Here is a 14,056-nt window from a genome sequence, read left to right as displayed (position 1 = left end):
GGAGCCGGCCGGATTCGGGCGGGTGCCGGCCGGCGCGGGGCAGCTGGGGGGCCGGGCCAGGATGCCGGCCGCCCCTCCGGCTGCTCCGCAGCAGCAGCGCTGCTTTCGCCGTGCCGGGGCGCCGCGGGCGGAATGCACCGGGGCGGATCGGCGCGGCCGCGGAAAGGGCGCGCGGCGGCCGGTTCCGTGCCGGTGAGGCCGGCACGGCTTGCGGACGCCTGCACCGCGGTCGGCGGCGGCCCGAAACTGCCTTGTGGCACTGGGAGCCGATGCCTAAGCTGGACGCATGCACCGGCGATGTTGATTCCCCACCGTCCTTCCCGCCCTGCGCGGCCTCCGCGGGCGCCCCGAGGGGCCGACCGCACGGCGGCTGTACGCGTATGCGTTCCTGACGGACTCCGTCCTCCTCTACCCGCTCTATCCGCTGCTGTTCACGGCCAGCGGCCTCTCACCGGCCCAGGTGTCGTCGCTGTTTGCGCTGTGGTCGGTCACCGGGGTGCTGTTCGAGGTGCCGTCCGGCCTGCTGGCCGACGCCCTGCCGCGCCGCCTCCTGCTCGCCGTGGCGCCGCTGTTCACCGCATCCGGGTTCGCGCTCTGGATCCTCGCGCCGGGCTACGCCGCGTTCGCCGCCGGCTTCGTGCTGTGGTCGGCCGGGCTGGCGCTGGTCTCCGGCACGCTGCAGGCGCTCGTCTACGACGAACTGGCCGCGGTTGGCGCCACAGCGGCCTACCCGCGGCTGATCGGCCGGTCCCGCGCCCTCGGCTCGATCGCGGCCGTTGCGGCGACCGCCCTGGCCGGCCCGGTCCAGGCCGCCGGCGGGTCCGCCGCGGTCGGTGCCGCAAGCGTGCTCGCCGTGCTCGCCGCCGCTCCGGTCGCACTGCTCTTCCCGCGGGCCCCGCGGGCGGACGGGTCGCGCCCCCGCAGGCAGCGCCGCCGAGGACGGCAGGCGGTGCGGACTGCACTGCGGGGCGCGCTGGCCAGGTGCGCCGCCATCGCGGCGGCCGCCCGGAGCAGTCTGGGGACTGCGCTGCGCGACGTGCGCGGGACGCCCGCGGTCCGCCGTCCGCTCCTCGCTATGGCGCTGCTGCTCGGCCTGAGCTCGTTCGACGAGTACATCCCGCTCCTCGCCGAGAGCGCCGCCGGCGGCCTTCCCGGCGGCGGGTCCGCGGCCCTCGTGCCGCTGCTGGTGCTGCCCGCCACGGCGCTGGCGGCGGCGGGGGAGTGGTGGGCCCACCGCGGGCGCCGCTGGACCGCGCCGGCCCTGGCCGCCGCGGCCGTGCTGCTCGCCGCCGGTGCGCTGGCCGGCCATCCGGCGGGCATGCTCGCCGTCGGCGCCGCCTTCGGCGTGCTGGCCTGGGCGTCGGTCGGCGCGGAGACGCGCCTGCAGGAGGCCGCCGACGGGCGCGCCCGCGCGACCGTGCTCTCCGTCGGCGGGTCGGCCGCCGAAGGGGTCGCGCTGGCGGTCTTCGGCGGCTACGCCCTGGGATCCGCGGTGGCCGGCCCCGCCGTGCTGTTCGCTGCCGCGGCACCGCTCCTGCTGGTCGCGGCTGCCGCTGCGGTGCCGCGCACGTCCGCCGCGCCCTGATACTGGGGGCGATGAGACTGACACTTTTCTGGCAGCGCATGCGGGAGCAGTTCGGCGAGGCGTACGCGGAGAGCCTGGCCCAGGATTACGTGATCGAAGGGCTGGGCTCGCGCACGGTGCGCCAGGCCCTGGCCGACGGGGTGGCGCCTAAGGAGGTCTGGCGCCGCGTCTGCGACGCGTTCGGCCTTCCGGAGTCGGCGCGCTGAGCAGCCTGTGGATAACTCGCCGGTGGACAGAGCCTTTCCTCGAACAGGAGTTCGGGTAGGGTGGTGTTTGAGGGAAGCGTGCGCGAGAGTGGCAGGAGACACGCCAGAGGCGCAGTGCGGACCGCACGCCCCGTCCCGCCGCACGGCAGCGCCGTGTGTGCCCGGGCTTCCGCCGCCCGCGGCCGGCGACGTCGTACCGACTGTCGTGGCCAGGGCATAGCGTCATCCCGAGATGAAGAAGAAGACACCGACCCAACAGGGGTTCCCCGTGGCAGCTGCTGACCGAGACAAGGCTCTCGAGACCGCGCTCGCGCAGATCGAGCGCCAGTTCGGCAAAGGCTCCGTCATGCGCCTCGGCGATGACGACCGCCCGCCGATCCAGTCCATCCCCACCGGCGCCATCGCGCTGGACGTCGCGCTCGGCATCGGCGGCCTGCCCAAGGGCCGCGTCGTCGAGGTGTACGGCCCGGAGAGCAGCGGTAAGACCACCGTCGCCCTGCACGCCGTGGCCAGCGCCCAGCGCGAGGGCGGCATCGCGGCCTTCATCGACGCCGAGCACGCCCTGGACCCGGAGTACGCCAAGAAGATCGGCGTCAACACCGACGACCTCCTCCTCTCCCAGCCGGACACCGGCGAGCAGGCCCTGGAGATCGCCGACATGCTGATCCGCTCCGGCGCGGTCTCCATCCTCGTCGTCGACTCCGTCGCCGCGCTCGTGCCGCGCGCCGAGATCGAGGGCGAGATGGGCGACAGCCACGTCGGCCTCCAGGCCCGCCTCATGTCCCAGGCCCTCCGCAAGATCGCCGGCGCACTCAGCCAGACCGGCACCACCGCCATCTTCATCAACCAGCTCCGCGAGAAGGTCGGCGTCATGTTCGGGTGCATGCATCCGACCACCCGGGTCACCCTTGCCGACGGCACGCAGGAGAAGATCGGCAAGATCGTCAACCAGAAGATGGACGTCGAAGTCCTCTCCTACGACCCGGAGAGCGACCAAGTCGTCCCGCGCAAGATCGTGAACTGGTTCGACAACGGCCCTACCGACGAATTCCTCCAGTTCACCGTCGCCACGTCGGGCGGCAACGGCCGCTCCCAGTTCGCCGCGACGCCGAACCACCTCGTGCGCACGCCGGGCGGGTGGCGGGAGGCCGGTGAGCTGATCGCCGGCGACCGTGTGCTTTCCCGCGAGCCGCACTACCTGAACGACCAGCAGCGCCAGCTCGTCTTCGGTTCGCTGATGGGGGACGGCGCGCTGTCGCCGAACACCCGCGGCCGCACCGGCACCCGGTTCCGGATGGGGCACGGCCAGCAGCAGGCCGCATACCTCGACTGGAAGACGGGTCTGCTCGGCAACATCGGCCACAGCCGGTCCACGAACGACCGCGGAGCAGTGTTCGCCGACTTCACGCCGCTCCCTGAGCTGCACGAGCTGCGCGAAGTCATGTACTTCGGAGACGGCCACAAGCACCTCACGTGGGAGTTCCTCAAGAGCCTCACCCCTCTGGCCCTCGCCGTTTGGTACATGGATGACGGTTCCCTCACGGTGCGCTCCAAGGGCGTGCAGCAGCGGACCGAGGGCGGCAGTGGGCGGATCGAGATCTGCGTCGAGGCGATGAGCCCCGGTTCCCGGGACCGGCTCGTCGGCTACCTCCGCGACACGCACGGGCTCGACGTCCGGTTGCGCTCCGCCGGCGCCCGCGACACGGCGGTCCTCGTATTCAGCACGGATTCGAGTGCGCGCTTCCAGGAGATGATCGCTTCCTACGTGCCCGAGTCGATGGACTACAAGCTCCTGCCCCGCTTCCGCGGCCGCCATGCGATGGAGCCGCACTTCAGCGACCCGGTTGACCGCCTGACTGCCGCGGAGATCATCGACATCCACGTCAAGCCCGAGACGCGGAGCATGCACCGCTTCGACATCGAGGTCGAGGGCAACCACAACTACTTCGTGGACGGCGTCATGGTCCACAACAGCCCTGAGACCACCACCGGTGGCAAGGCGCTGAAGTTCTACGCGTCGGTGCGGCTGGACGTGCGCCGGATCGAGACGCTGAAGGACGGCACCGACGCGGTCGGCAACCGCACGCGGGTCAAGGTCGTGAAGAACAAGACCGCGCCGCCGTTCAAGCAGGCCGAGTTCGACATCCTCTACGGCGTCGGCATCTCCCGCGAGGGCGGCCTGATCGACCTCGGCGTGGACAACGGCATCGTCCGCAAGTCCGGTGCCTGGTACACCTACGAGGGCACCCAGCTCGGGCAGGGCAAGGAGAACTCCCGCAACTTCCTGCGGGAGAACACCGACATGGCGCTGGAGATCGAGAAGCGCATCAAGGAGAAGCTCGACGTCCCGATGAAGGGCGACGACTCTGCCGGCAGCGCGGGCGGCGCCGACAGCAAGGACGCCGCCGCCAAGGACGCTCCTGCCAAGGCCGCCCCCGCGAAGGAGGATGCCCCCAAGGAGCCGGCCGCCAAGCGCACCGCCAAGGCCAAGAGCCCCGCCGCGGATGCGTGATCCGCTCGATGGCAGCCACGGCGCAGACCCCGGGTCGGAGCCCGGCACCCTCGCGGGCGCCCTCTCCGACCCGGGCAGTGCTGCCGGATCTGCGGAAGCCACTGCAGACGGTGCTGAGGGGCCCGTACCCGACGGCAGTGGTACGGCGCCCAGCGGCCGCGTCCGCGATCCCGAGGAGCGCGCCCGCCAGATCTGCCTGCGCCTGCTCACGATGGGGCCGCGCACTCGCGCCCAGCTCGCCGAGGCCCTGCACAAGCACGAGATCGACGAAGGTGTCGCCGCCGGCGTCCTCGACCGGCTCGGCGAAGCTGGCCTGATCGACGACCAGGCATTCGCCGCCGCCTGGGTCGAGTCCCGGCACACCGGCCGCGGGCTCGGCCGCCGCGTGCTCGCCGCAGAGCTGCACCGCCGCGGTGTCGACGCCGAGACCGTCCGCTCCGCCGTGGACGACATCAGCGCCGACACCGAGGAGGAGACGGCCCGCAGCGTCGCCCGCCGCAAGCTCGCCTCCACCCGCGGCAAGGACGACGCCACCCGGGTGCGCCGCACCATGGGTGTGCTCGCCCGCAAGGGCTTCCCCGGCGGCCTCGCCTACCGCGTCATCCGCGAAGAACTCGAAGCGGAGGGCTCCGACCTCGACCTTCCCGACCCCGACCTGGACTAGGTCGTGTTTTTTGCACCATTCCTGGCTGCGCGACCACCAGGCTGCCTCTCGCTGCGCCGCTGCACTCGAAAAGCCCAACCAGGCTTAACTTCGCACAGCGGACTTGCGAGAGATTGCCTGGACGGCCGCTCGCCTGACGGAAGCCGTCAAAAAACACTCCCTAGCGGCGGCGCACCCCTCCCGGCTCCGCGGCGCCTGCGGGCGGCTTCTGCCCCGGTCGCGCGCCGCGTATGCGCAACGTCCGTCCGGGCCGCCGGCCGCGGTGCAGCACCGCGCTGCGGCACCGGCGTGCGGAGGTGCCCGCTCTGCTGCGGCAGCGAACCCGGCTGTGGGCCTGGCCCCGCCCGCCCAGCGGCCCTCTCCGCTGCGCACGGTGCCGCGCAGGGGCGCCCACCGATGACTTCCGCGCTGGTCAGCGGTCAGTACCGGTATGACGAAGACAACCCGCGTACTCAGCGTCTCCGTCCCGGTTGCCGACCAGGACGCGGCGCTGCGGTACTACACCGAGGTGCTCGGCTGCGAGCTCCGCACCGACGTCGAGGTCTGGCCGGGGGCGCGGCTGGTCGAGGTGGTACCGCCCGGCTCGGACGTCGCGCTGGTGCTGCTGCCGCCGGACAGCCCGATCCCGATCGCTGTCCGGCTGGGCACCTCAGACGCCGCCGAGGCGCACGAGCGGGTGCGGGCGTCGGCGGGGACGCTCCACAACGACGAGCTGATCCGGATGGAGGGCATCCCGCCGATGTTCTTCTTTGCCGATCCGGACGGCAACGGGCTGGTCTACATCGAGGACACCGGGGACCTCCCCGGCACGTGATCGCACCCGGCCGCGCCCCTTCGCCGGACCGGCGGGCGCCGAGCGGACGATCGGCGGGGGCGCCGTACCCGGCCGAGTACGGCGGGCCGGACCGCGGAAGCGCGGCCGGCGCGTGAAGCTGCGGGTTCCTACGCCTTCCCGCCCCGGTCGGGCCAGATCGGCTCAGCGGTGGTGCGGCGGGAGTCCTGCGGCGCGGTGATCGGGCGCGTCGGGGCGAGGTAGGCGGTGGTGGGCGGTTCCTCGGTACTGCGGTCCCACGGGATCAGGTTGTGCCGGTCGCCGGAAGCCTCCTCCTGCGGGGCCTGCTGTGTCTCCGGGGCCTGCGGGGCCGGCTCTGCGGGCTCTGGCGGGGCGAACCCCGGCCCCGCGCTCTGCGCCGGCCGCACTGCGCCGTCCGGCTCCGCGCCGGTGTCCCCGCCGGCGCTGTCCGGGGGCTCTTCGGCCCCCTCCGCTGCACTGCCGGGTGCTGCGCCGGCGGCCCCGCCCTCGCTGCCCTCGGCGCCGGGCGCTCCTGCGCCGGCCTGCTCCGCGGCAGGGGCAGGGTCGGCGCCGGCACCGCCCGGGGCGGCTGCGTCCGCTCCCGGCCCGGCCAGCTCGGCCTCGTCCAGGTCCGGCAGCGGCTCGGCCACCAGCTCCAGGTCGGGGTAGTCGGTCACCAGCTCCACCGGCGCAACGCCGGGCGGGCTGAAGCCGAACACCTCGCCGTAGAACGCCAGCTCGGCTTCGAGGGCTCGCTCGACGGCGTCGGCGGAGGCGAACCCGTGCCCCTCGCCGGGGAACTCGATCAGGGCGTGCCGCACGCTGTGCTCGGCGAGCGCCGTCGCGAACTCGGCGGCCTGCGCCCGCGGCACCACCGGGTCGGCCGTGCCCTGCAGCAGCAGGATCGGAACCCGGACCTGGCCGGCGCGGTGGATCGGCGAGCGCTCCCGGTAGGTGGCCTTGTAGCCGGGCAGCGGGCCGACCAGGGAGTCGAGGTAGCGCGACTCGTAGTCGTGCGTCTCGGCCGCCAGCCGCAGCAGGTCGGCCACCCCGTAGCGGGACACCGCGCAGGCGAACACCTCGCCGGTGGCGCCGACCAGCGACGTGTAGCCGCCGGCGCTGCCGCCGCGCACGGCGAGCCGCTCGGCGTCGGCGTCGCCCTCCTCGGCCAGCGCCAGCGCGGCCGCTTCGGCGTCCTCCACGTCGACGATGCCCCACATGCCGTGCAGCCGGTCGCGGTAGGTGCGGCCGAAGCCGATCGAGCCGCTGTAGTTGACGTCGATCACGCCGATGCCGCGGCTGGTGAAGTACGCCTTGGCGAGGTCGGGCTCAGTGGTGGAGCGCGCGATCGGGCCGCCGTGCACCCATACCGCGTACGGGGCCGGTCCCTCGGACTGCACCGCGGGGTTGGTCGGTGGGTAGACGTTGGCGTGCACCGTGCCGCCGAACCGACCGGGCACCTCCACCCGGCGCGGGGCCGGGAGGTAGTCGGGGTCGGGCAGGTCGTCGTGCGAGCCGCGCAGGGTCCACACCCGGCCGGAGCCGGGGTCGAGGCGCACCAGGCTCGCGGGCGTGCGCGGGCCCGCAGCGATGCCGACGACGGTGGTGCCGTCGCTGTTGAGCGTCTGCCAGCTGGAGAACGGGGTGTCCAGCGGTTCGAGCTCCAGCGTCTGCGGGTCGTAGACGGCGGGCGTGAGGTCGGCGTCGCCGCGCAGCACCACGAGGCGGCCGTCGTCGAGCCGCACGCACGGGCGGGTGCCGAGCAGCGCCGGGCCGGGCGTGTACTCGGCCTCCTCCGGGTACAGCGCGATCGCCTGGCCGGTGAGGCCGATCTCGTAGAGGTTCCAGAACCCCGGCCAGTCGGACACGAAGCAGAGCCGGTTCGCGGCGATCCACAGCGGGTGCAGCACCGACTCCGACACGCCGCCCTTGAGCGTGTAGGCCGCGGTGACGGGCGACTCGGTGCCGCCGGAGAGCCGGCCCACGCGCAGCTCGGTGCCGTCCCACGGCATCCGCGGGTGGCTCCAGGCGACCCAGGCGAGGTGGGCTCCGTCGGGCGACGGGGTGGGGGAGGAGAAGAAATCGGCGCCGGTGACCAGGTCGGTCACGGCGCCGGCGTCGGATGCAGCCCGTCCGGAGAGCGGGACGGAGACGATCGCGCGATCCACCCCGCCGTCGGCGGCGTGCCGCTCGCGCACGCACACCACCGCCGCTCCGTCGGCTGACAGCGCCGGATCGGCGTAGCGCAGGGCAGCGGGCGCGTCCGGCTCGGGGGTGAGCGGAAGCGGCTCTGCAGCGCCCCGCGCCAGCAGGTAGAGGCGCTGGTCGCCGGCGTTGCTGAAGACGATGCCGTGCCCCTGGGAGCCGCCGTCGGCCGCGGGGACCGGCAGGAACGACCGGCCGCCGTACTCGTGGACGCGCGTGCGCGCGCTCCACGGCTGCCGGAGGAGCTCGTGCACGGTGCCGTCGGCGTCCCGGCGCAGCACAGCGGTGCGCCCGCCCTCCGCCGGGCGGGCCTCCTCCCACCAGATCTCCTGGCCGACAGCTGAGGGGAACCCCAGCCGCCGCACTCCTCGGGCGACGTCGCTGGCTGCGATGGGCGATGGCCAGGCGCCGTGGGGGGCCGTCACTCGATCGGTCATGAGGGGTCTCTGCGTTCGCGGGGAAAAGAGGTACATGACGACCTTAGTGGTCGTGCGGGCGGTGCGCATCGCGATGCGCCGGTCTGCGGCGGCGCGAGTGGATGTTCCGTATTGTCTGCCGGGCCCGGCGCGCGGGGGGTGCGGGCTCGGCGCCGCGGGGCTTCGCGCGCGAGGGCAGTTGTCCGCTGAGCATGCCCTAGCCTGAACGGGTGAGCCAGAGTCGTACTTACGAGGTGCGCACCTACGGCTGCCAGATGAACGTCCACGACTCCGAGCGCCTGTCCGGTCTGCTGGAGGACGCGGGGTACGAGCGCGCAGCCCAGGACAGCACCGCAGATGTCATCGTCTTCAACACGTGCGCGGTCCGGGAGAACGCGGACAACCGCCTCTACGGCAACCTCGGGCACCTGCGCCCGGTGAAGGACGCGCACCCGCAGATGCAGATCGCCGTGGGCGGCTGCCTCGCGCAGAAGGACCGCGGCGAGATCGTCCGGCGCGCCCCCTGGGTGGACGTCGTCTTCGGTACGCACAACATCGGTTCGCTGCCGGCGCTGCTGGAGCGCTCGCGGGTGCAGGCCGAGGCGCAGGTGGAGATCGAGGAGGCGCTGCAGGCGTTCCCGTCCGCCCTGCCCACCCGCCGCGAGTCGGCCTACGCCGCCTGGGTGTCGGTCTCGGTCGGGTGCAACAACACCTGCACGTTCTGCATCGTGCCGTCGCTGCGCGGCAAGGAGAAGGACCGGCGGCCCGGCGACATCCTCGCCGAGGTGCGCGCCCTGGTCGGCGAGGGCGTCAGCGAGATCACGCTGCTCGGCCAGAACGTCAACGCCTACGGCGCCGAGTTCGGCGACCGCCAGGCGTTCTCCAAGCTGCTGCGCGCCTGCGGGGAGATCGAAGGGCTGGAGCGGGTCCGCTTCACCTCGCCGCACCCCCGCGACTTCACCGACGACGTCATCGCCGCGATGGCCGAGACGCCGAACGTCATGCCGCAGCTGCACATGCCGCTCCAGTCGGGGTCCAGCCGGGTGCTGAAGGCCATGCGCCGCTCCTACCGGCGCGAGCGCTTCCAGGGCATCGTGGAGCGGGTCCGCGAGGCGATGCCGGAGGCGGCCATCACCACCGACATCATCGTGGGCTTCCCCGGCGAGACCGAGGAGGACTTCGCCGAGACGCTGGAGGTGGTGCGCGCGTCGCGGTTCGCGTCGGCCTTCACCTTCCAGTACTCGCCCCGCCCCGGCACGCCGGCCGCCGACATGGACGGCCAGGTGCCCAAGAAGGTCGTCCAGGAGCGGTACGAGCGGCTGATCGCGCTGCAGGAGGAGGTCTCCGCCGAGGAGAACGCCCGCCTGGTCGGCCGCGAGACCGAGCTGCTGGTCGCCGAGGGCGAAGGCCGCAAGGACGGCGAGCGGCGGCGGCTGTCCGGTCGCGCGCCCGACAACCGGCTGGTGCACTTCGCGGTCGAGGAGGGCGCTCCGGAGCCGCGGCCCGGCGACATGGTCAAGGTCGGCATCACCTACGGCGCTCCGCACCACCTGGTGGCCGATTCCGGCATCCTCGAGCTGCGCCGTACCCGCGCCGGCGACGCCTGGGCCGCCCGCAACGGCCGCCCGCCGGAGGCGGAGGGCGCGTCCCCGGGGGTGCTGCTCGGCATGCCCGGCGTCGGAGCCCCCGAGCCGCTGCCCGCCCAGCCCGCCGGCGGCTGCTGCGACGCCTAGGGCGTACCGGGCGGACAGCTGTCCTGCTCTGCGCCGCCCGGGCACGCCCCTCGCTGAGTTCTCCGTAGTCGGCCGGGAAAACCCGCCCTGACTCCTTCGCCGGCCCTGCGATGGTGCACCGCCGACACCGCTCGCGACGAACGCCATCCACCCGACACGCCCGGACCCGCGGCGCCGCCGAGTCCGGCGGAGGCACCTGCAGCGGCTCGGGCGCCCGCGGTCGGACCGCGGGCGCCCGAGCCGGTCGGCCCGCATCGCGTTGACGCGCCGTGATGGCGGCCGCGCCGCGCCGGCACCCGGGTCCGACACGGCCGAGTGCGGCCGGTCCGAGCGGCACACGCCGAACGGTCCGGTGCACGGGCGCCCGCTGCCTCTGTCCCGCTGGCGCCGGGGCCGCTCCCCGGAGGCGGCGGCCGGAGTCCGTTTCCGTCGCGGGTTCCCGATCCCTTCGCGTGCCGCAGCCTCTCCCCGGCAATGCGGGGATCGAGTCGGTCCCGTGCGGCCGGTGCGCTTGGGTGGGCGCCGGCGCTGTGGAGCGCTGTGCCGGGCCGGTCGGAATGTGCCGGGCCGATGGGCGCTGACGTCGACGGGGCCGGCACCTGCCCGGCGCGCGGATTGCGGCTGCGCCCCGCCCGCACTCCTCGGTGTCCGTGTGCGGCTCGGTCGGCACCCGGCACCGCCGGTCGCGCCCCGGGCTTCGAGAGAGGCCGTGGCCGGGCAACCGCATCCGGTTGCCCGGAGCGGCAAAGGAGGGCGGGCTGCGAGGCGGCGCCCTGCCGCGGCGACGCACCGGCCTGCGGTCCGAGACGCCGTACCGCCTTCGTGCCCCTGTGCGGTGGCTGCTATCCCAGCCGGACCGGGAGCTCCTTCAGGCGGTGGATGAGGGGGAGCTGGGCGCGGCGCAGGTCGCCCGGGTCCACGGCCAGGGACAGGTCCGGGTAGCGGTCGAGGAGGCCGCGGAAGGCCACCTCGCCCTCCTGGCGGGCCAGGGCCGCGCCGAGGCAGTAGTGCGGGCCGTGGCTGAAGCCGACGTGGGTCTCGCGGCGGCCCGCCGGTTCCCGGGTCAGGTCCAGCCGGCCGGGGTCGTCGAACACGTCCGGGTCCCAGTTGGCCGCACCGAGCAGTGCCACCAGCGGGCCGCCGCGCGGCAGCCGCAGCCCGTCGATCTCGATGTCCTCGGCCGGATAGCGCGTCCGGGTCCCCAGGATCGGCCCGCACCAGCGCATCAGCTCGTGGACGGCCCGCTGGTCCAGCTCGCGGTCGTGCTGCAGCAGCTCCCGCTGCTCGGGATGGGTGAGCAGCGCGGCCGTGCCGTTGGCGATGAGGTTGGCGGTCGTCTCGTGCCCGGCGAGCACCAGGGTGAGCAGGATCGACACCAGCTCGGTCTCGCTCAGCCGGTCGCCGTCTTCGTCCCGGGTGCGCACCAGGGCGCTCGCCAGGCCGTCCCCCGGGTGCGCGCGGCACAGCTCCACGAGTGCGCGCGCCTGTTCGACGAGGGCGACCATCGCCTTCTGCATGGTGCCCGGCGCGCCGGAGGAGAGCCCGCGCCCTGCCTCCCGCCAGGCGGGGCGCTGCTCTTCGGGTACGCCGACCAGCTCGCAGATGACGGTGATCGGCAGCGGGTAGGCGAACTCTTCGAGGAGGTCCACGGTGCCGTTCTCGGCCCGATCGGGCAGGGCGTCGAGCAGTCCGGCGGCGATCTCCTCCACCCGCGGCCGCAGCGCGCTGACCCGCCGGACGGTGAAGGTCCGCGACACGTGCTTCCGGATGCGCGTGTGGTCGGGCGGATCCATGTCGAGGATGCTGGCGTCGATGAGGTACGGCGCGTACTCCTCGCCCAGCCCGAAGGCGGCCAGGATCTTGCGGCGCACGTTCTCCGCTGTGCCCTCCTCCACCAGCGGCGCCGGGTTGTTCAGCATGCGCGGGTGGGACAGGACGGCGCGCACGTCCTCGTAGCGGGTGATGGCGGTGAGGCGCTCCCCGCTCAACGGGATGGTGGCGGGTGCGGTCCGGCCGTGGGCGCGCATCCGCGCGTAGAAGCTGCGGGGGTCCGCGGCGGCTTCGGCCGACATCAGGTCGAACGGCTCTGCGAGGGCTTCCATGGCTGTCCTTCCGGTGGGCCCCGCGGCGCGGGGCGGATCAGCTGAGCAGGCGGCGGTCGATCTCGGTGTGCAGCAGGTCGATGACGTGCGCGTAGGCGGGGACCACCGCATCGGCCACGGCGCGCAGCGCGTCCGGCGCGGGGTCGGGAGTCTCGAAGGCGTCGCGGACGGTGGCCTCCAGCAGGCGGGCGACGCCGGCTTCCGGTACCGGCCCGGCCGGGTTGATGCCGGGGTAGACGAGGAACCCGGTGAGGACCGCGGAGAAGGAGGTGAGCACGTCGTCCGGCGTGCCGGAGCTGGAGCGGATCAGTCCGCGCCGGTGCAGCGCCGTGAAGTGCTCGCGCAGCGCGGCCTGCCGCTCGCCCATCAGGCCGCCGACTTCCTGGACCGCGTAGCGGACCAGCGTGCCCAGCGTCGCGGTGTCGCCGAAGACGACGGCGTGGATCAGCGGGTCGGCGGTGATGCGCGTGTGGAACTCGGCCGCGAGCCGGCTCGGCAGGACGTTGCGCGCGTCGTCCCGGACCATGGCGACCAGGCCGTCGGCGAGCCGGGCCTGGGTGGACAGCAGCACCGTCAGGAAGAGGTCCTCCTTGGAGGGGAAGTGCAGGTACACCGTCCCCTTGCCGATGCCGGCCCGCTGGGCCACGTCCCCCATCGAGACGCGCTGGTACCCGAGCGACCCCATCAGCTCGCCCGCGGCGGCGACGATGCGCTCGACGCGCTCCCGCCGCCGCGCTGCGCTGCGGCCGCCCTGCTGGTCCTGGGTGCGGTGCTCCGCCATTCCACTCCGTTCCCGGGGCCGCCCGGTTGCGGCGTCCCGCGTGACCGAGTGACCGTTTCTGCCGAATTGGTCAACCAGTCACAACGCTACGGACCGGACCGCGCCGCTGTCCACCCCGGTGCCGCCACACAGCCGTCACCAACCCGGCGGCTCCGGGGGGCGCCGCGGTTCATCTGCGGTCAGGGCGGGTGGCCGCCCGCGAGCGCCGCGGGAGGCCACCGGGGGGCCGCAGCCGGACGCCACCCGCCGGAGACGCCCTAAGGTGGGGCGATGCTGATCGCTGCCGCGGTGTGCCCGCACCCGCCGCTCCTGGTGCCCGAACTTGCCCGGGGCGCCGCCCCGGAACTCGATGGCCTGCGCGCGCAGTGCGCCGCTGCCGTGGATGCGCTTGCCGCGGCGCGGCCCGACGTGCTCGTTGCCGTCGGTGCGGGCGGCCGCGTCCACCTGCACGGCCCGGACGCCGGCGGCAGCCTCGCGCCGTTCGGCGCGGACGTGCAGATCGGCCCCGGAGACGCGGCCGGCGGCGCTGCGCTGCCGCCCGCGCTGCTCATCGGCCGCTGGCTGGCAGAGCGCTCCGGGCTGGGTCCGCACCGCTACCTGGAGCTCGCCGGAGACACGCCGACCGCGGTCTGCGGGCTGCTCGGCGCGGGCCTGGCCGCCCTGGCGCCCCGGGTGGCCCTGCTCGTACTCGGAGACGGCAGCGCGCGCCGCCCGCCCGCCTCGCCCGGCCGACCCGATCCGCGGGCCGACGTCCACGATGCCGCGGTCGCCGCCGCGCTCAAGGACGCCGACGCTTCCGCGCTGCTGGCCCTCGAACCGGCCGACTCCGCCGAACTCATGGCCGCCGGGCGCCCCGCGTGGCAGGTCCTGGCCGGGGCCGGCCGGGAAGCCGGGCTCTCCGGCGAGCTGCTCGCCGACACCGCGCCCTACGGCGTCGGCTACTTCGTCGCCTCCTGGAGCTGACCGGCGCCGCGTTCGGCCCCGGCCGCGCGGCCGGGCGCCGGATGGCACAGCCTCCGGCTAGGCTCGCGGCGCGCCCGCCCGCCGGAGGCGGCCGCG

Annotated in this window: 9 protein-coding genes and 3 pseudogenes; 9 read left to right on the top strand and 3 right to left on the bottom strand. The window is 74.2% G+C overall.

Translation table 11 applies throughout. The features are described from left to right. The first annotated feature begins 325 nt into the window (after positions 1–325). From ACYVGT_RS10405 to ACYVGT_RS10375, 7 genes and pseudogenes are all read left to right on the top strand, one after another. Complete coding sequence (locus ACYVGT_RS10405) at positions 326–1,585, top strand: MFS transporter (protein WP_460856529.1); 1,260 nt, start codon at positions 326–328, stop codon at positions 1,583–1,585. 11 nt (positions 1,586–1,596) lie between these two features. Next, on the top strand, positions 1,597–1,791 hold the full coding sequence (locus ACYVGT_RS10400) for a DUF3046 domain-containing protein (protein ID WP_460856469.1): 195 nt from the start codon (positions 1,597–1,599) through the stop codon (positions 1,789–1,791). Between the two features lie 268 nt (positions 1,792–2,059). Then, positions 2,060–2,908, top strand: a pseudogene (gene recA / locus ACYVGT_RS10395) (recombinase RecA); the annotation flags it as partial. Between the two features lie 3 nt (positions 2,909–2,911). Then, positions 2,912–3,736, top strand: a pseudogene (locus ACYVGT_RS10390) (LAGLIDADG endonuclease); the annotation flags it as partial. A gap of 9 nt (positions 3,737–3,745) precedes the next feature. Next, positions 3,746–4,303, top strand: a pseudogene (locus ACYVGT_RS10385) (recombinase RecA family protein); the annotation flags it as partial. Further along, positions 4,296–4,967, top strand: coding sequence for a regulatory protein RecX (locus ACYVGT_RS10380; protein ID WP_460856467.1), 672 nt, complete (start codon positions 4,296–4,298; stop codon positions 4,965–4,967). The pseudogene ACYVGT_RS10385 and the gene ACYVGT_RS10380, both read left to right, overlap by 8 nt. 430 nt (positions 4,968–5,397) lie before the next feature. Next, complete coding sequence (locus ACYVGT_RS10375) at positions 5,398–5,781, top strand: VOC family protein (protein WP_460856465.1); 384 nt, start codon at positions 5,398–5,400, stop codon at positions 5,779–5,781. Positions 5,782–5,909: 128 nt separating this feature from the next. Here ACYVGT_RS10375 and ACYVGT_RS10370 read toward each other — a convergent pair whose 3' ends face one another. Then, positions 5,910–8,402 carry a S9 family peptidase gene (locus ACYVGT_RS10370; protein ID WP_460856464.1) on the bottom strand — a complete coding sequence of 831 codons (2,493 nt, stop codon included), beginning with the start codon at positions 8,400–8,402 and terminating at the stop codon, positions 5,910–5,912. Between the two features lie 233 nt (positions 8,403–8,635). On the opposite strand from ACYVGT_RS10370, the gene miaB reads away from it, so the two are divergent. After that, positions 8,636–10,114: a tRNA (N6-isopentenyl adenosine(37)-C2)-methylthiotransferase MiaB gene (gene miaB, locus ACYVGT_RS10365; RefSeq protein WP_460856527.1), complete on the top strand. Its 1,479-nt coding sequence runs from the start codon at positions 8,636–8,638 to the stop codon at positions 10,112–10,114. Between the two features lie 842 nt (positions 10,115–10,956). Here the strand turns inward: miaB and ACYVGT_RS10360 are convergent. Next, positions 10,957–12,216, bottom strand: coding sequence for a cytochrome P450 family protein (locus tag ACYVGT_RS10360; protein ID WP_460856462.1), 1,260 nt, complete (start codon positions 12,214–12,216; stop codon positions 10,957–10,959). Positions 12,217–12,253: 37 nt separating this feature from the next. Further along, positions 12,254–12,997, bottom strand: a complete 744-nt coding sequence (locus ACYVGT_RS10355) for a TetR/AcrR family transcriptional regulator (RefSeq protein WP_460856460.1) — start codon at positions 12,995–12,997, stop codon at positions 12,254–12,256. Positions 12,998–13,267: 270 nt separating this feature from the next. Between ACYVGT_RS10355 and ACYVGT_RS10350 the strand changes: the two genes are divergently transcribed. Next, entirely contained in the window at positions 13,268–13,960 is a 693-nt protein-coding gene (locus ACYVGT_RS10350; RefSeq protein ID WP_460856458.1) for a class III extradiol ring-cleavage dioxygenase family protein, read from the top strand. Positions 13,961–14,056 lie beyond the last annotated feature (96 nt).

The sequence above is a fragment of the Nocardiopsis coralliicola genome (genome assembly GCF_054779695.1).
Note: the sequence above shows the minus strand (reverse complement) of the source record. Positions and strands in the feature narration are given on the sequence as shown.

Excerpts from the sequence above, each read along its gene's own strand:
- ACYVGT_RS10375 (WP_460856465.1), top strand. The coding sequence starts at position 5,398 with ATGACGAAGACAACCCGCGTACTCAGCGTCTCCGTCCCGGTTGCCGAC.
- ACYVGT_RS10380 (WP_460856467.1), top strand. The coding sequence starts at position 4,296 with ATGCGTGATCCGCTCGATGGCAGCCACGGCGCAGACCCCGGGTCGGAG.
- ACYVGT_RS10355 (WP_460856460.1), bottom strand. The coding sequence starts at position 12,997 with ATGGCGGAGCACCGCACCCAGGACCAGCAGGGCGGCCGCAGCGCAGCG.
- ACYVGT_RS10400 (WP_460856469.1), top strand. The coding sequence starts at position 1,597 with ATGAGACTGACACTTTTCTGGCAGCGCATGCGGGAGCAGTTCGGCGAG.
- ACYVGT_RS10350 (WP_460856458.1), top strand. The coding sequence starts at position 13,268 with ATGCTGATCGCTGCCGCGGTGTGCCCGCACCCGCCGCTCCTGGTGCCC.
- ACYVGT_RS10360 (WP_460856462.1), bottom strand. The coding sequence starts at position 12,216 with ATGGAAGCCCTCGCAGAGCCGTTCGACCTGATGTCGGCCGAAGCCGCC.
- ACYVGT_RS10370 (WP_460856464.1), bottom strand. The coding sequence starts at position 8,402 with ATGACCGATCGAGTGACGGCCCCCCACGGCGCCTGGCCATCGCCCATC.